This is a genomic window from Pasteurella atlantica (genome assembly GCF_963693435.1).
GTDB classification, from domain to species: Bacteria; Pseudomonadota; Gammaproteobacteria; order Enterobacterales; family Pasteurellaceae; genus Phocoenobacter; species Phocoenobacter atlanticus.
The window spans coordinates 1,820,394-1,837,391 of record NZ_OY856306.1 but is presented as its reverse complement, the minus strand read 5'-3'; the positions used below and the strand labels follow the sequence as shown (position 1 = coordinate 1,837,391).

The 16,998-nt window shown below is 32.3% G+C and carries 16 protein-coding genes; 13 read left to right on the top strand and 3 right to left on the bottom strand.

The window, feature by feature from the left end; all coding sequences use genetic code 11:
• Positions 1-62 precede the first annotated feature (62 nt).
• Positions 63-830 (top strand): OmpA family protein, encoded by a 768-nt coding sequence (locus tag U9966_RS08550; protein WP_306346589.1) that lies wholly within the window; start codon positions 63-65, stop codon positions 828-830.
• A gap of 84 nt (positions 831-914) precedes the next feature.
• Here U9966_RS08550 and tkt read toward each other — a convergent pair whose 3' ends face one another.
• Positions 915-2,912, bottom strand: coding sequence for a transketolase (gene tkt, locus U9966_RS08545; protein WP_306346590.1), 1,998 nt, complete (start codon positions 2,910-2,912; stop codon positions 915-917).
• Positions 2,913-3,282: 370 nt separating this feature from the next.
• Between tkt and rpmE the strand changes: the two genes are divergently transcribed.
• Positions 3,283-3,498 carry a 50S ribosomal protein L31 gene (gene rpmE, locus U9966_RS08540; protein WP_211598381.1) on the top strand — a complete coding sequence of 72 codons (216 nt, stop codon included), beginning with the start codon at positions 3,283-3,285 and terminating at the stop codon, positions 3,496-3,498.
• A 140-nt stretch (positions 3,499-3,638) separates the two neighbouring features.
• Here the strand turns inward: rpmE and rhlB are convergent, their stop codons facing one another.
• Positions 3,639-4,856 (bottom strand): ATP-dependent RNA helicase RhlB, encoded by a 1,218-nt coding sequence (gene rhlB / locus U9966_RS08535; RefSeq protein ID WP_306346591.1) that lies wholly within the window; start codon positions 4,854-4,856, stop codon positions 3,639-3,641.
• Positions 4,857-5,007: 151 nt separating this feature from the next.
• On the opposite strand from rhlB, the gene mutH reads away from it, so the two are divergent.
• Both mutH and U9966_RS08525 read left to right on the top strand, forming a co-directional pair.
• Entirely contained in the window at positions 5,008-5,679 is a 672-nt protein-coding gene (mutH, locus tag U9966_RS08530) for a DNA mismatch repair endonuclease MutH (protein ID WP_306346592.1), read from the top strand.
• An 11-nt stretch (positions 5,680-5,690) separates the two neighbouring features.
• A complete protein-coding gene (locus tag U9966_RS08525; protein ID WP_306346593.1) occupies positions 5,691-6,434 on the top strand; it encodes a TerC family protein in 744 nt (247 codons plus the stop codon).
• Between the two features lie 122 nt (positions 6,435-6,556).
• Here U9966_RS08525 and U9966_RS08520 read toward each other — a convergent pair whose 3' ends face one another.
• The gene (locus U9966_RS08520) at positions 6,557-8,389 is read right to left on the bottom strand and encodes a sulfatase-like hydrolase/transferase (protein WP_306346594.1); all 1,833 of its coding nucleotides are present in this window, start codon (positions 8,387-8,389) and stop codon (positions 6,557-6,559) included.
• A gap of 388 nt (positions 8,390-8,777) precedes the next feature.
• Here U9966_RS08520 and U9966_RS08515 point away from each other — a divergent pair, with 388 nt between their 5' ends.
• The 9 genes from U9966_RS08515 (at position 8,778) to U9966_RS08475 (ending at position 16,996) form a co-directional block, all read left to right on the top strand.
• A complete protein-coding gene (locus U9966_RS08515; RefSeq protein WP_306346595.1) occupies positions 8,778-9,818 on the top strand; it encodes an AI-2E family transporter in 1,041 nt (346 codons plus the stop codon).
• Positions 9,819-9,841: 23 nt separating this feature from the next.
• Positions 9,842-10,372, top strand: a complete 531-nt coding sequence (locus U9966_RS08510) for a methylated-DNA--[protein]-cysteine S-methyltransferase (protein WP_211598418.1) — start codon at positions 9,842-9,844, stop codon at positions 10,370-10,372.
• Positions 10,362-10,937 carry a DNA-3-methyladenine glycosylase I gene (locus tag U9966_RS08505; protein ID WP_306346596.1) on the top strand — a complete coding sequence of 192 codons (576 nt, stop codon included), beginning with the start codon at positions 10,362-10,364 and terminating at the stop codon, positions 10,935-10,937. The genes U9966_RS08510 and U9966_RS08505 overlap by 11 nt, the downstream gene beginning before the upstream one ends.
• Entirely contained in the window at positions 10,934-11,206 is a 273-nt protein-coding gene (locus U9966_RS08500; protein ID WP_306346597.1) for a DUF4298 domain-containing protein, read from the top strand. The genes U9966_RS08505 and U9966_RS08500 overlap by 4 nt, the downstream gene beginning before the upstream one ends.
• Positions 11,207-11,232: 26 nt before the next feature.
• A complete protein-coding gene (locus tag U9966_RS08495) occupies positions 11,233-11,700 on the top strand; it encodes an ecotin family protein (RefSeq protein ID WP_306346598.1) in 468 nt (155 codons plus the stop codon).
• A gap of 12 nt (positions 11,701-11,712) precedes the next feature.
• Positions 11,713-12,291, top strand: a complete 579-nt coding sequence (locus U9966_RS08490; RefSeq protein ID WP_090920884.1) for a CDP-alcohol phosphatidyltransferase family protein — start codon at positions 11,713-11,715, stop codon at positions 12,289-12,291.
• Between the two features lie 14 nt (positions 12,292-12,305).
• Positions 12,306-14,018, top strand: a complete 1,713-nt coding sequence (locus tag U9966_RS08485; RefSeq protein ID WP_306346599.1) for a bifunctional alpha/beta hydrolase/class I SAM-dependent methyltransferase — start codon at positions 12,306-12,308, stop codon at positions 14,016-14,018.
• Positions 14,018-15,322, top strand: coding sequence for a dual specificity protein phosphatase family protein (locus tag U9966_RS08480; protein WP_306347894.1), 1,305 nt, complete (start codon positions 14,018-14,020; stop codon positions 15,320-15,322). The genes U9966_RS08485 and U9966_RS08480 overlap by 1 nt, the downstream gene beginning before the upstream one ends.
• A gap of 339 nt (positions 15,323-15,661) precedes the next feature.
• Positions 15,662-16,996, top strand: coding sequence for a DUF4123 domain-containing protein (locus U9966_RS08475; RefSeq protein ID WP_306346602.1), 1,335 nt, complete (start codon positions 15,662-15,664; stop codon positions 16,994-16,996).
• The last annotated feature ends 2 nt before the right edge of the window (positions 16,997-16,998 follow it).

The window sequence follows — 16,998 nt, the reverse complement described above, 5'->3', positions numbered from 1 at the left end:
TTAGTTGACTAAATGTACTAGTTAGCTATAATGTAATCGATTTTTAATAAGAGGTTTAAAAAATGAAACTACTAAAATATGCGGGTTTAACCGTAGGTGTGCTATCTTTAATGGCATGTACAAATACATTAAATAAATTTAATGATAATGCTGTATTAGAAAATTCTAATATTGATGATCTTGTTTGGCCAGAACTTGATGAAGCTACACAACGTGAAGGTATCTTTCCTAATTTAGGAAATTTAGATCGTATTGGTCCTGGAGTGACAAAAAAAGATTTGTACTATCTAATTGATCGTCCTCATTTCTCTGAAACTCACGGAGCAAGAGAGTGGGATTATATTCTGAAATTCCGTCAAGTAGATCGTAGTATAAAAATCTGTCAGTATAAAGTATTGTTTGATAGCAATATGGTGGCTCAAAACTTTTATTGGTTACCAAAAGATTGTTTAACAGAGAAATTTGATTTAGCTGCAGATGCATTATTCCCATTCAATCGTGGTGGAGTAAAAGATATTAAACTTGCAGGTAAGCAAAAATTAGATAAATTAGCAGCACACATTACAAGTTTAGGTAATAAAGCTCAAGTACATTTAATTGGTCATACAGATTATATTGGTAGTGATTCATACAATCAAAAATTATCTGAAAAACGCGCAAGAAGTGTTGGTCGTTATTTAGTAATGAAAGGTGTAAGATCATCTAATATCACAACTTCAGGTATGGGTGAAACTCAACCAGTTAAGCAATGTGCTAAAACAACAAAAGCACGTTTAGTTAAATGTTTAGCGCCTAACCGTCGTGTAAGCGTTGAAATTGTTAAACGTTAATTAATAATTTAGTTTTATTTAAAGATAATAAAAAGAGAGTAATTTAATTACTCTCTTTTTTCTATGTCGCTATTTAGTAAAAAATCACAAAATCTCTTTTGCTTTTGCTACTACATTTTCAACAGTGAAACCGAATAGTTTAAATAATTCGCCTGCTGGTGCAGATTCACCAAAGCTGTTCATTCCAACAATACGTCCACCGAAGCCAACATATTTGTACCAGAAATCTGCAATACCCGCTTCAATCGCAACACGTTTGGTTACTGAGCTTGGTAATACACTTTCACGGTATTCTTCATCTTGACGATCAAAGATGTTAGTACAAGGCATTGAAACCACACGTGCTTTTTTACCTTCCGCTGTTAATTGTTCTGCTGCTTTCACCGCTAATTCAACTTCTGAACCTGTTGCGATTAAGATTAATTCAGGTGTGCCTTCACAGTCTTTTAATACATAACCACCACGAGAAACATCTGCTAATTGTTGAGCATTACGATCCATTTGCTCTAAGTTTTGACGAGTAAAGATCAATGCACTTGGACCATCTTTACGTTCAACTGCACATTTCCAAGCAACCGCTGATTCAACTTGGTCACAAGGACGCCACGTGTCTAAGTTTGGAATTAAACGTAATGCAGTCGTTTGTTCAACAGGTTGGTGGGTTGGACCGTCTTCCCCTAAACCGATAGAATCGTGGGTATAAACGAATAATGCACGCTGTTTCATTAATGCAGCCATACGGATTGCATTATGGGCATATTCCATAAACATTAAGAAGGTTGCACCGTAAGGAATGAAACCGCCGTGTAATGCGATACCGTTCATCATTGCTGACATACCAAATTCACGTACTCCGTAGTTGATGTAGTTACCATCAATATTTTTATCCGCACGAATTGGTTTTGAACCAGACCATAATGTTAAGTTTGAGCTTGCTAAGTCTGCTGAACCACCTAAGAATTCAGGTAAGATATGAGCATAAGCTTCTATTGCATTTTGAGATGCTTTACGGCTTGCAATACTTGCAGGGTTAGCTTGTAATTGTTCAATAAATGCTTGTGAATCTTTTGCCCAGTTTTCTGGTAAATCGCCATTCACACGACGTTTGAATTCTTTTGCTAATTCAGGGTATGCCGCTTCATAAGCTGCAAATTTTGCATTCCATTCTTTTTCTGCCATTTCGCCTTTTGCTTTTGCATCCCATTGTGCGTAAATATCAGCAGGGATTTCAAAAGGTTTATGCTCCCAGTTTAAAAATTCACGTGTTGCTTGAATTTCAGCATCGCCTAATGGTGCACCGTGACAGTCGTGAGAGTTTGATTTATTTGGTGAACCATAACCGATAATGGTTTTACAAATAATTAAGGTTGGGCGATCTTTTTCTTCTTTTGCATTTTCAATTGCAAATTGAATTTGTTCTGAATCGTGTCCATCAACATTACGAATAACTTGCCAGCCATAAGCCTCAAAGCGTTGTGCAGTATCATCAGAGAACCAACCATCAACGTGACCATCAATAGAGATGTTGTTATCATCATAGAATGCGATCAGTTTACCTAAACCTAATGTTCCCGCTAATGAACAGGCTTCGTGTGAAATACCTTCCATTAAACAGCCATCACCTAAGAAAGTGTAAGTATAGTGATCAACGATATCGTGACCTTCACGGTTGAATTGACCTGCTAAGGTTTTTTCAGCAATCGCCATACCCACAGCATTAGTGATACCTTGACCTAATGGACCTGTTGTGGTTTCAACACCTGGTGCATAACCATATTCTGGATGACCTGGCGTTTTTGAGTGTAATTGACGGAATTGTTTTAAGTCTTCGATTGAAAGATCATAGCCACTTAAATGTAATAAGCTATAAATAAGCATTGAACCGTGTCCGTTAGAAAGAACGAAACGGTCACGGTTTGCCCATTTAGGGTTAGTTGGATTATGAGATAAAAATTTACGCCATAATACTTCTGCAATATCCGCCATTCCCATTGGTGCTCCAGGGTGACCTGAATTTGCCTTTTGAACGGCATCCATACTTAGCACTCGAATTGCGTTTGCTAGTTGTTTACGATCAGTCATATTTATTACTCCTTTTTGATAATTTGAATTAACCATTAGAATTTAACGTATAATAGTGTAATTTTACACTATTTTTGATAATAAATTTATCATTATATTCAAATAAAGTGTGATCTAAATCACATCAATTATTCATCAATGATTATAAAATCACAAATAATCAAAATAAATCACTTTGGAGTCTCTTTTGATAATAATAAAACATTTTTTTTGAGTGAATAAATAACTTGTTATCTAGCACTATTTTCGGTAAAATTCCGACTTCTTTGGTGCTGAGATATTCTCAGTGTTTTTTAATACGTATGGTGTTGAGGTACAAATATATTTGTATGGCTCAATGGCGATACGGTCTCAACAGAGGTTTTCTATAATGAAACAAGGTATTCATCCTAATTATGAAGAAATTACTGCAAACTGTTCTTGTGGTAATGTTATTAAAGTTCGTTCAACTGCGGGCAAAGACTTAAACTTAGATGTGTGTGGTAAATGTCACCCATTCTATACTGGTAAACAACGTGTTGTTGATACTGGTGGTCGAGTAGAACGCTTTAACAAACGTTTTGCTGTGTTAGGCGGAAAGAAATAATTTAGTTTTATATGATAAACCCCACATTTTTGTGGGGTTTTGTTTTTCTAGCGAATGATCAGACAATTAAAATAAAAAATATTTATTCGTCGTGTGCAATGCCCTAAAACATTTAGGACATTTTAAAAAATGAGAATAAATTATCTTCTACGATTTTTATTATTGTAACGTTGAGTTCTTGGACGTTTTGGTAAAGGCAATAACGCTTCAGGGTCATATTGACTGACTGGAATTTGATGCCCAATATACTCTTCAATTGCCGTTAAATTAGTGGCATAACGCTCACAGGCAAAACTGATTGAATGCCCACTTTCACCCGCACGACCTGTTCGTCCAATACGGTGTACATAATCTTCACAATCATCAGGTAAATCATAGTTAAAGACGTGTGTAACTTGTGGAATATGTAAACCACGAGCGGCAACATCTGTTGCAACTAAAATATCTAAATCACCTTTGGTAAAGCTTTCTAGCAATGCTAAACGTTTTTTCTGAGCAATATCGCCAGTTAAGATACCTACTCGATGTTTATCTGCTTTTAGGAAACGCCATACATCTTCACACTTTTGTTTTGTATTTGCAAAAACAATACAACGGTCTGGCCATTCTTCTTCCATTAAAGTTAAAAGCAGTGCCATTTTATCTTTATTAGAAGGATAGAAAAGTTCTTCTTTAATACGATGTCCTGTGCGTTGTAAAGGTTCAATCTCAATATAGGTTGCTTCATTCATATCTTCATAAGCGAGTTCTCGTACACGCTCTGAAAGAGTGGCAGAAAATAGCATTGTTAAACGGTTTGATGGAGCAGGACATTGACGCATTAAATAGCGAATATCTTTAATAAAACCTAAATCAAACATACGATCTGCTTCATCCAGCACGACCACTTGAATTTGCTCCAAATTAATTATGCCTTGTTTTACATAATCAATGACACGTCCTGTTGTTCCTACTAAAATATCAACACCACTTTCAATGGCTTTTAACTGTTTATCATAACCATCACCCCCATAAGCAAGAGCAACGTTTAAATTACAATTTTGTACAAAAATTTCTGCATCAGCACCAATTTGAACAGCAAGTTCACGAGTTGGAGCTAAAATTAATGCTCTAGGTTGATTAGGTTTTGTTTCAACATTATTGTTTAATAAATGATGAAAAGTAGCAACTAAAAAAGCAATAGTTTTACCTGTGCCTGTTTGAGCTTGCCCTGCAATATCCTTACCTAAAAGAGTGTGAGGAAGTGTTTGTGCTTGAATTGGCGTGCAGAAATCGAAACCTTTATTATCAAGTGCTGTGAGGACATCTTGATGAATAGAAAGATCTTTAAATTGTTGTTCTGTAAGGTGTTTTGACATTATGTTTCTCAAATTTGTAAATTTTAAATAAAATCTTACCGCTTGTTGTAAGATAAAGTTATGTATAAAGATACCATAAATAGAGGAATTTTAGTAGAATTCTATTTAATTAGTTATTGGCTATTCCCTATATTACAGATCAAAATAAATTATGAACTTAACAAAATTTTCTAAAACAGAAGAAGAACTTTTAGCGAAAGCACAATGGTTATCAGGCTTCAGCTTGGGTGAAGTGGCTGAATTTTTAAATATAATTGTTCCTCCTGATTTACGACGTGATAAAGGTTGGGTTGGAATGTTAATTGAAACAGCATTAGGAGCAAAAGCGGGCAGTAAGGCTGAACAAGATTTTGCACATTTAGGGATTGAATTAAAAACTATTCCCGTGAATACTCAAGGGCATCCCTTAGAAACAACATTTGTAAGTCTTGCTCCTTTAACACATAATAGTGGTATTACTTGGCAAAGTTCCCACGTTTGTCATAAATTACAACGTGTATTGTGGATCCCAATTGAAGGGGAGCGACAAATACCATTATCACAACGTCGTATTGGACAACCTATTCTATGGTCACCCACGCCAGAACAAGAAAAACAACTGAAACAAGATTGGGAAGAACTAATGGAATTAATCGTATTAGGACGATTAAATGAAATAAATGCAAAAATAGGGGAAGTATTACAATTACGTCCAAAAGGAAAAAACAGTCGTTCTCTCGCAAATGCTTTTAATCAAAGGGGAGAACAGGTACAATCCCTACCCTTAGGTTTTTATTTACGAAAAGAATTTACCTCAAAAATTTTACACCAATTTTTTAATTAAAAGGAATAGATATGTTTGAATGGATTGCTAATCCAGAAGCGTGGATTGCATTATTAACACTTTCAGCGTTAGAAATAGTATTAGGCATTGATAATATTATCGTTATTACCATTTTGGTATCAAGATTACCTCAACACCAGCATCGATCAGCTCGTATTTTAGGTTTGGGATTAGCGATGATTACCCGAATCTTATTATTGCTTTCACTAGCTTGGATGGCTCGTTTAGTTGATCCTTTATTCTCATTTTTAAATATAGATATTTCAGGGCGAGATCTCATTTTAATTTTAGGTGGATTTTTCTTAATTATAAAAAGTGGGAGTGAATTGAAAGAGGCAGTGAGTGGTAAAATTCATAGTAATGTTTCCTATAAGGCTAGAAAAGCTAATTATATAATGACCCTTATTCAAATTGCGATTATTGATATTGTATTCTCTCTTGACTCCGTCATTACTGCAATCGGAATGGCAAACGATATTCCTGTAATGGTGTTAGCAATAATGATTGCGGTGGGAATAATGATGTTAGCGGCAAATAGCATTGGTGATTTTGTTGATCGTCATCCAACCATTAAAAACTTAGCTTTAGCCTTCTTAATCTTAATTGGATTGGCTCTGATCGGTGAAGGATTTGAAACTCATATCCCTAAAATAGCGGTTTATACTGCAATGGGATTTTCTGTCATTGTGGAGTTGTTGAATATTCAAATGAAAAAAAATATTGAGAAGTGTAAAGGAAGTAATAGTAATGAATAGGACAGTTATCTTTTGATTTTGGCTATAACATTACTAGATATTAATCAATATAATTTATCGATATATAAGGGATATTTTGGAGGGAAATATCCCTTATATATTTCTGTTTACTAATTAATAGGTTATTGATGAAACCAAGCATTTTGCTCGATAGTTTTCATCAATTCTTTATGATCAACTTCGTGATCCTCAACTAAACTATAATCACTATTTTGACGAACTTCATTTTGAAACATTTTATTTGGTAAGTTTGAAAAAACATAAGTATATGATTTTGTTAAAATAGCATTATTATTCCAATTAGAAATAAACACACTGTTTCGATGAAAATCGTTAGCAAATAAATCATAGCCATTTGAATAATCTTTCGGATCATTTTTTACGCCAATATAACTTAATAATGTTGGGACAACATCTAAGTGAGAAGTGAGTTTATTAATTTCTTTATGCTCTTTCGTTGGCATCTTTACAATAAAAGGAACCTGTGTTTGTGCGGTAGAGAAACTGGAGTTATGTCCAAAATTTCCGTGGCTAAAAAATTCTTGTCCGTGATCACTGGTGTATATGATAATTGAATTATCATATAGCCCTTTTTCTTTCAGTTTATCAACAATCTTTGCAAAGAGCATATCATTATAGTAAATAGAGTTTTTATAGCCATTTATAACAAAAGGTAAATCTTTACTATCTTTATTTAATGTTAAATAATTGATTTCCCCTTTTGTTGGGAATTTATGACTTTCTTCAGGAAAAGAATTTCCGTGTGGTGCATCCATAAATAAAAATGCAAATTGTGGTTGTTTCGGGTCAATTTTATCAATCAATTCAAGTAGTTTAGTTGAACTTTGTTGATCTTTTTCCCAAGGTTCACCATCAAATTTATCATAAACACTTTGTTGAATATTAACATAAGCCGTTTTTAAAAATTCTGGCCAGGAAGTGTTGGTACTTGAAACAATATTAATGTTGTAATTTTGTGATTTTAAATAGTCGAATAGAACGGTACCTTTTCTTGCTGGATAAAAAGAAAACCAATAGTTGGAGTTCAAACCATAAAGTAAAGAAAAAATACCAAATCTAGTAGAGTTCCCACCTGAAAAATGTTGATTATAAACCAATGAATCTTGCTGGAATTTAACGATATTTGGTGTAATTTCTGGGGTAATATATTGAGAATTAATTGAATCACTCGCAATAATAAAGATATTCACTTTATTTAATTTGTCTGTAGAAATTAGCGGTGATTTTGGATAATTCAAACTTGTTGTTTGAGATATATAATTCTCCGCTTGTTTTACTACTTTAAATCCTAAATAGCGATGAGCAAAAGATTTAAATGTTAAAGGTTGATATAGCGGAATGGCTTTAAATGGCTGTATCAATTCATTTTTTGATGAAAGTGAAGCAAAACCATAAGAAATTTTTTCAGTAAGAATAATTAATAGCAATGGTAATAAAATAAATTTATTAATTTTTTTATTTTTGGTGCGCAATTTTTCTAGTGATTGAGTATTATTTGATAGTTTATTGACTAAGTAAATTTCAAATAGAATGCCTATTCCTACACACAATATAGAAAAGATAATAGGCATCATTCCCAATTGAATAGAATCAAATGCCTTCGGACTGGTTAAAATATTCAATACCATTGCATTAATATGAAAATGATATAAACGATAAATAAAGAAGTCAGTAACTAATGCAATATCAACAATTAAAAAGCATAACGCAATAAAATAGAGCCCTTTTTTCCCTAAAAATTGAAAAAGAAAAAGAGCAAGGTATAACAACGCATATAAAATAGTAGCACTAGAAATTGCCCCTAAAATACTTAATGTAAGGGAAAGAGTGGTGTAGTGGCTATTAAAAATAAGAAAGCTAAGAAATATCAGGGTAGTTAAAAAGAAATTGTATTTATATAGTAAAGAAAATTTCACGATATTTTGTTTTAACATTATTTTTGTTCTCTATTTTTGAAATAAATGGCTCTAAAAAGTAAGAGGAATTATAACTAAATTTGTCTATTAGAGTAAGAAATATTTGATTTAAGGTTGTTTAATTTTTATAGTCGTTAGGTCAAGGTCGTATTTGAAATTTCCCCCCCCTCCTAGCCTCCCCCCGCAAGCGGAGGGAGGAATTATGTGTACAACCCAAATTCCCTCCTCCGCTTGCGGAGGAGGGCTAGGGTGGGGGCATTTAATTTTTAAATCAATAGCTAAAAGTTTACGGTTACCCTGTTATAGCGGTAACATCTTCTTTAAAATTTGCAAATTTAATACTTTACCATTTTACTCTATAAATGCTATATAATAACCATCAAACAAACTGACAAAGGTTTTTAGTATGAGAAATATTGCCTATTTTTTTATTGTCGCAATCGGCACAATATTAACGTTAATTTATGGTCAAAGTATGTTAGTGCAATTCATTATTGCCTCCCTTCTATGGTTTGCCACAATGCAGTTGAAAAAAACAGCCAATAAGTTACCCCTGTTTAGTCGTTTTGTTCCTGAAAAATTACAATCCATTGCGGTGTTAACCTTACTTTTATTTATCGTGTACTTAGTACTTGAGGCTGTAATAGGTAATTTATCCAATTTGTTAGCCTCTTTTGCAAATTATGAAAAGAATGTGACCGCTATTGCAGTGAAAATTGAGACATTATTTCATATTGATTTACAAGCTGAAATTAGTGCTATGCTGAGTTCATTAGATATTAAAAATATCTTAGCCCAGTTAGCTACAAGTTTATCCAGTATTTTATCTAACTCTATGATGATACTGATTTATTTACTCTTTATCTTTTTAGAAACCGATAGTTTTAAGTTAAAAATCAGTGCGTTATTTCCAGAGGAAGAGGGGAGAGCGAAGTTTATTGATACATTGCTTAAAATTGAATTATCTCTTTCAAGTTATTTTCGAGTAAAAACATTAATGAGCTTATTAACAGGATTTTTAGGTTTTATTGTTTTATCTATTATTGGGGTAGATTCTCCAATATTTTGGGCATTTTTAATTTTCTTACTGAATTATATTCCAACCATTGGCTCACTGATTGCAACGGTTTTTCCTGCAGTATTTAGCCTATTACAATTTGGTAGCTTTATTCCTTTTATTGCTATTTTATTATCTATTGGAGCCATTCAACAAATTGTCGGTAATTTAATTGAACCAAAATTGATGGGAAAAAGTTTAAATATTAGTCCGTTAGTCACTATTATTGCATTAGCTATTTGGGGAAAATTATGGGGAGTGGTTGGAATGTTATTAAGTGTGCCAATTACCGTTATTATGATTATTATTTTATCTCAATTTAAATCAACACAAAAAGTGGCAATTTTATTATCTGAAAAAGGGAATATTACTTCAGATAATAAAGCTTAGAAACTAACTTAGAAGGAAATTAGATGAAAAATACAGTTAATATTTCATACCATAAAACTAAAATAGGTGAACTGATTATTGGTTCTTTTGAGGATAAAATTTGTATTTTAGATTTTTGTTATCGCAAAATGAGACAGACTGTTGACAATAGAATAAAAAAATACCTTAATGCTGATTTTGTCGAGCAGGAAAATGATGTTATTTCTCAAACAAAAAAACAAATTGATGAATATTTACAAGGGCAAAGAACCGCATTTGATGTTCCATTATTATTTTTAGGAACCGACTTTCAAAAGCAAGTTTGGAATGCTTTAATGACTATCCCTTATGGGAAAATGGTTTCATATTTAGATGTTGCGACAAAAATTAATCATCCTAAAGCTGTGAGAGCAGTAGCTTCAGCAAACGGAGCTAATGCGATTGCATTGATTGTACCTTGCCATCGAGTAATTGAGTCCAATGGAAATTTAGGGGGCTATGGTGGTGGTTTGCCCGTTAAAAAGCGTTTGTTAAAGTTAGAACAAGAGCGAGGATTATTTAATAATGAAAACTAAAAGACGATGTTCTTGGGTGAACTTAGATAATTCATTATCAGTCCAGTATCACGATACAGAATGGGGTAAGCCTGAATTTGATGATCGCAAGTTATTTGAAATGTTAATATTAGAAGGGGCTCAAGCAGGATTATCTTGGAATACTATTTTAAATAAAAGAGAAAATTATCGGATCGCTTTTGATCATTTCAATCCTCAAAAAATCGCAAAATATGATGAAAAGAAAATTGCAGAACTTTTGCAAAATTCAGGTATTGTAAGAAATAAACTCAAAATCAATTCAGTAGTTAAAAATGCGAAAATTTTTTTAGATATCCAACAAGAGTTTGGCAGTTTTTCTAATTATATTTGGGCTTTTGTTAAAAATAAACCAATTAAAAATCATATACAAGATTATGCTCAAACCCCTGCAATGACACCACTTTCTGATAAAATATCCAAAGATCTAAAAAAACGAGGAATGAGTTTTGTTGGTTCAACTATTATTTATGCTTTTATGCAGGCAGTTGGAATGGTAAATGATCATCAAACAGATTGTTTTTGTAGACAAACGGAGGATTTATGAACAAACTAGAAGAGATAGAACAATTACTGTTTCAATGTGAAGAAGATTTAAAACGATTACAAAATATCCATAAAGAGATTAAAAAAATTGAATTAAATTGTAAAAAACTAGACAAATATTATAACTCACAATATATGCAAGATTTTGATAATCAAAATAGCTTTGAGCGAGATTATGCAATGCTAGATGAGGATAGTATTTGGAATGTGTTAACAGAACTACATTGTGAACGCATTGCATTAATAAAAACATTAGTCAAAGCAATGTAATGAAATAATTATTAACGGAGAATATAATGAAAAAAATAATGGCATTTATCGTTTTAGGCATCAGTGGTTGCGGTGTTTCTCAACCTAATTTAGATATTAGTATGTATCCTAAAGCAGAGAAAAATCAAATTCAACATACCCTAACTCTTGAACCATTAAAGAATGAAGAAAATTATAAAGTGGAACTCTTTTTAGCCAAAGAAATGGTGTTAGATTGTAATTATCATTCGTTACCAGCCACTTTTGTGAAAAAAGATGTTAAAGGATGGGGTTATTCTTATTATCAAGTGCAAACAGACGGTAATATCAGAAGCACAATGATGGCTTGTCCTGAAAGTAAAGCGAAAAAAGGCGAAGTACTTTCACAAGGATTTTTGCAAAATTATAACAGTAAGTTACCGCTTGTTGTTTATTCTCCAAAAGGATATGGCGTAAAATATAGAGTTTGGAGTACGACTGTTGATAAAAAGAATGCCACTAAAATAGAAAAATAGGATCAAAGACCAATGACAATTTACGATTTAAAACCGAAGTTCCAACAACTTCTTATGCCTTTAGTAAATATTTTGCATAAAAAGGGCATTTCTCCAAATCAAGTAACAATAATGGCTATTTTGCTATCTGCATTGGGTGGTCTTTGTGTTTTAGCTTCGGTGGATAATACAAAATTGTTATTACTTATTCCTGTTATTCTTTTTGTTCGTATGGCATTAAATGCGATTGATGGGTTACTGGCGAAAGAGTTTAATCAAAAAACAAAGTTTGGGGCAGTACTTAATGAATTGGGTGATGTTATCTCTGATAGCTTTCTTTACTTACCTTTTGTTTATATTTTAGATCCTGTATTCGTGGTAATTTTTGTCGTATTAGCTATTTTAAGTGAATTTAGTGGCGTTTTATCTTGGGCGATTATTGGGGAAAGAAGATACAATGGACCTATGGGCAAGAGTGATAGAGCATTTTTGTTAGGTTTACTCTCTGTTTTAATTGCTTTTTTTGATGCTTTTTATATTGCCAATATATTATTAAGTATTTCAATAATTCTTTTACTTTTAACTATTTACAATAGAAGTAAAAATATGTAAATGAGGAGACAACTATGTCAACAACAATGAATTTTTATGGATATAACAATAGAGAATTACTGGCAAGGAAGTGGGAGAATACAGGTGATTATAATCAAAAAGTTATCATTATTCTTCATCGAGGCCACGAACATTCTCAACGATTAGATGAAATCGCAAATTATGAGAGTTTTAGTGCTTATAAAAAATATTCTTATGATTATAGAGGACACGGTGCAGAAAAAGGTGAGCCTTGCTATGAGTTTATGGATCTAGTGAGAGATTTAGATTTATTTATTAAATTCGTAAAAGAGGATGCAAAGGTAGAGCTTAAGGATATATTTATTATCGCAAATTCAGTCTCAGGTGTGGTGACTTCCACGTGGTTACACGATTATGGATTAAATATTGCGGGCGTTGCTTTAGTGGCACCTGCCTTTAAAATAAAACTTTATGTACCTTTTGCAAAACAAGGGTTAGCTTTAGCGTTAAAAGTAAAACCTAAATTACATATAAAATCCTATGTGAAATCAAAAGTGTTAACTCACGATATAAAAGAACAACAAAAATATGATAATGATCCTCTAATCAGTCCAGATATTCCTGCAAGTCAATTAGTGACTTTACTTAATACCGCAGAACGAGTTGTTAAAGATGCCAGTATGATCACAGTACCAACATTGGTGTTAAGTGCTGAAAAAGATTATGTGGTTTCAAATGCTATGCAAGGGGATTTTTATGCAAATTTATCTTCTAAATGTAAGAAGTTTGTGCGATTAGATAATTTTTATCACGGCGTTTTATATGAAACCGAAAGAGATATTGCACTCAAAGAAATCAGTGATTTTATGGAGCAATCTTTCTCTTTAACAGAAGAGATAAATTATCTTGAAAAACTGATAGATATAAGAGAAATAGAAAAAAATAAGGTTGCCTACGGAAGCTTATGTATTCTGGATAAAGTTAGATTTGCTATTCAACGCTTTTTTATCAACCAGTTCGGGCATTTGAGTAATGGTATTACTATTGGTAAAAAATATGGTTTTGATTCAGGTGTTACCCTAGATTATATCTATCAAAATAAAGCAAATGGAACAAACTTTTTTGGTAAGTTTATGGATAAAACATACCTGAGTGCTATTGGCTGGAGAGGGATTCGACAAAGAAAAGTAAATTTAGAAAATATGCTTGAATATGCTATTGAAAATCTTAAACAAGAAAATGTAAAAGTAAATATCTTGGATATAGCAGGTGGTCCTGCTAAATACTTAATCCAAATGGCTAAAAAATATGAAGATGTAGATATTTTAGTAAGAGATTATCAAGCGCAAAATATAGAAAAAGGCAGAGAGTACGTTAAAGAATATAATCTAACAAATATCTCTTATGAGCAAGCTGACGCTTTTGATAAAAAAAGTTATGAAAATATGGAATTTAAACCCAATATTGTTGTAATTTCAGGTGTTTTTGAGTTATTTAATGAAAATGACACGATCCAAAATGCAATAGACGGCGTCAGTGCTATTTTACAAAAAGGGGATACGTTGATCTTCACAAATCAGCCTTATCATCCACAACTATCTGAAATCTCAAATGTGTTGATGAATCATCAAAAACAAAAATGGACGATGCGATTAAGAAGTGAATATGAAATAAATAAACTTTTCGAAAATGCAGGTTTTGAAGTACAAGAGATGTTAATTGATAATGACGGTATCTTTACGGTTACAAGGGCGAAAAAAGTATAATGTATGCGTTTGACCATAGATTAACAGCCTCAGCAACCTTAAAAGAAAGAACGGTCTGGCTTATATATTTGGGCATTTTTTTCTTTTTATTATATGGAAGTGCAAATCAATTAGCTCATATTACCGCACCACATCAGAGTTTGGCGTTTGAATGGGAAAGAAAAATACCTTTTATTGATATTTTTATTTTTCCTTATATGTCGAGTGATTTGCTCTTCGCCCTTGCTTTACTACTCCCTCAAAGTAGATTTAAGTTAAGGGTGCTGACCACTAGAATTACGATGTTAATTTTAGTTTCGGTACTATTTTTTGTCTTTCTTCCTTTTAGTTTCTCTTTTGAAAAACCGCAAGATGTATCATTTAAGTTTTTATTTGATATTTTACAGGCTGACTTATCCTATAATCAGATGCCGTCTTTACATATTAGTTTAGCTATTGTTTTATTTGATTCTTTTAGACAAACGATAAAAAGCAATTTTATCAAGATGGTTATGCTGATATGGATTTGTTTGATATGTTTGTCGACACTATTTGTGTATCAACATCATTTTATGGATATACCGACAGGGGCAGCTTTAGCACTGGTTACGATATTTTTAATACCTTATTCTAAACAAACCTACTTTACTCAAAAATTCACCACTCCGAGAAGTTTAAAAATGGGGATATATTACCTTATACTCGCCCTTATTTTTGTACTTATCGCTTTTTATTTATCAAATATATGGTCATTTTTGTTTATCTATTTATTTGTCAGTATGTTAGTTTTAAGTTTGGCATATTGTTTTAATACAAGTGAAATAATGAGTAAAAAAGTGTTTTACCCTATTTTGCTTCCTTATTTTTTCGCAAATCATTTATCTTGGGTTTATTTTAAAAATAAATTACCTTTATATAACCAACTAGATGAAAATATATATTTTGGACGAATGCCGAGTAAAACAGAATATAACGAACTAAAAAATAGGGGAGTCGATATTTTTATAAATCTTGCAAGTGATTTAAAGTTTAATACTTATTACAAAACAAATTTTACTGTTGATTTAATGGATATGACCATTCAAGATCCACAAAAGTTAGATGAAATTTATCAATATATTCAAGAAAACCAAAATAAAAAACTATTTATCCATTGTAAGTTTGGGTTATCTCGAACCATCATTTTTCTACTTTATTATTTATATAAAGAAAAAGGACTTGAACCACAGCAAGCATTTGAGCAAATAAAAAACATCAGCAATATGTATAAATTTAAACCCTATATGCAAATAAATAGTCGAATTTATACTAAACAACAATTTTAAGGAATTTATTTTATGGCAGGATTATTGGAGTATAATTGCTTGCCTTAAGTAAAATTATAATAACAAGTTACCGCTTGTTATGTATAAGTCTTATATATTATCAGGATAAGCCCATACTTTAATTAACTTAGATATTATTAAGAAAAAAGTAGTCTCAAGACATACCTTGACGAATATAAATGTATGTGATGGTTTGGGGAGCAAGATGGTATTTACATAATAATTATTAATTTTTTAAAATCAATAGGTAAAAGTTTACTGAAATTAATTGACAATTATAATGTAAAAGACAAAAATAATGCCAATATATCTGACTGACCACTGTTACAGGAAGCAATTATGAACACCCTAACAAACACACCAGAAATTTGGATAGGACATTACTGTCTTTCTACAAACCAACAAGGTTTCGCTTTAGGTTATGCTATTAATCGTGAAGAGTTTAATGCTCGAGTAAAAGAGTATTGTTCATCATTAAAGGTGAATGAAACGCACAAGTTAGCACCACTTCCATTACGAATTTGGATACAACGATATAGTATAGATGAAAATATTACTCAGTTTGTAAAAAATCTATCAATAGATAACCCTTTTATTTTTGTTTATCAAGAGGAATTATCAGCCGTTGAATCTATTACCTCTCAATCTTATCTTATTACTCAATCAGACACGGTGAATGTTTTGCCTGAACAGTGGGGAACACATTTCCCCAATATTATTCCACCAGCTTTAAAAGACAGTTTTTTCCAATTGATGGATTGGTATGAAGATTATGCCGATGAAGAAAAATCAATTAAACCTCATTTTGATGAAAATACTCAATACCCTAATTATTATTTAGTGATAGAGGGTGTGAAGTCATTTTTCTTTCCCACGCTGTTTATTGATGATATGCCGACTCGTTGTTTATATACAGGTGAGACTTATGAAAAAGTGGAAGAAGCCTCACCTTACTTTGTTCAAATAGAACCGGGTTGTAATGGAAGCCGAGACTTTATCAAAAAACTATTTAGCCGTCACGAAAGTGAAATATTTGGTTTATGGGATTTAAATCCGAATGTTTTTATTCGCAGTTATCACGATTTTGATACGGTTTACAGCCATATGCGAAAATTTACGCATTTACAGAGTAAAAATGATGAGGGAGAAAATAAATGGTATTATTTTCGTTATTATGACCCTGCGGTATTTTCGTCCTACATACAGCAATTATCCAATCACCCCGAGCGATTGGCAACATTATTTGGTGTTAAAGACGGTGAGGCCATTATTGACGCTTATGGTGCTAGAGTGGAAAATACTTTTCATACATTTACCCTCAACGCTTTACCTGAAAATACAAAGCGAGCAAAAATTGAGTTGGGTGAATTTGAGAAAAGAGTATTTAAGCAGTTGAGTTGGGAAAAACAAAAACAGCGTATTATTGCTACTGTATCTGCTAATTTACATAATGTTGATAGCCAACAAATGAATAAATGGCTAGATGAAGCCTATAAAAATCAATTGGTGACATCAAAGCGAGGTTATGTGGGATATTTAATGGGTAGGTTAGTTGCTCATAATTCTGGGTTAGATTATTTAACATTATGGAATGAATATCAAGAAAGAACAGGCTATGAAGACGCTAATTTAACGGAATTGTTACTTAGTGATATTACCCATCATAAGGAGTAAAT

Coding starts and splice junctions, on each gene's coding strand:
- U9966_RS08505 (WP_306346596.1), top strand. CDS start 10,362: ATGAAAACTAAAAGACGATGTTCTTGGGTGAACTTAGATAATTCATTA.
- mutH (WP_306346592.1), top strand. CDS start 5,008: ATGAACTTAACAAAATTTTCTAAAACAGAAGAAGAACTTTTAGCGAAA.
- U9966_RS08480 (WP_306347894.1), top strand. CDS start 14,018: ATGTATGCGTTTGACCATAGATTAACAGCCTCAGCAACCTTAAAAGAA.
- rpmE (WP_211598381.1), top strand. CDS start 3,283: ATGAAACAAGGTATTCATCCTAATTATGAAGAAATTACTGCAAACTGT.
- U9966_RS08520 (WP_306346594.1), bottom strand. CDS start 8,389: ATGTTAAAACAAAATATCGTGAAATTTTCTTTACTATATAAATACAAT.
- U9966_RS08495 (WP_306346598.1), top strand. CDS start 11,233: ATGAAAAAAATAATGGCATTTATCGTTTTAGGCATCAGTGGTTGCGGT.
- U9966_RS08550 (WP_306346589.1), top strand. CDS start 63: ATGAAACTACTAAAATATGCGGGTTTAACCGTAGGTGTGCTATCTTTA.
- U9966_RS08515 (WP_306346595.1), top strand. CDS start 8,778: ATGAGAAATATTGCCTATTTTTTTATTGTCGCAATCGGCACAATATTA.
- tkt (WP_306346590.1), bottom strand. CDS start 2,912: ATGACTGATCGTAAACAACTAGCAAACGCAATTCGAGTGCTAAGTATG.
- U9966_RS08490 (WP_090920884.1), top strand. CDS start 11,713: ATGACAATTTACGATTTAAAACCGAAGTTCCAACAACTTCTTATGCCT.
- U9966_RS08475 (WP_306346602.1), top strand. CDS start 15,662: ATGAACACCCTAACAAACACACCAGAAATTTGGATAGGACATTACTGT.
- U9966_RS08510 (WP_211598418.1), top strand. CDS start 9,842: ATGAAAAATACAGTTAATATTTCATACCATAAAACTAAAATAGGTGAA.
- U9966_RS08525 (WP_306346593.1), top strand. CDS start 5,691: ATGTTTGAATGGATTGCTAATCCAGAAGCGTGGATTGCATTATTAACA.
- U9966_RS08500 (WP_306346597.1), top strand. CDS start 10,934: ATGAACAAACTAGAAGAGATAGAACAATTACTGTTTCAATGTGAAGAA.
- rhlB (WP_306346591.1), bottom strand. CDS start 4,856: ATGTCAAAACACCTTACAGAACAACAATTTAAAGATCTTTCTATTCAT.
- U9966_RS08485 (WP_306346599.1), top strand. CDS start 12,306: ATGTCAACAACAATGAATTTTTATGGATATAACAATAGAGAATTACTG.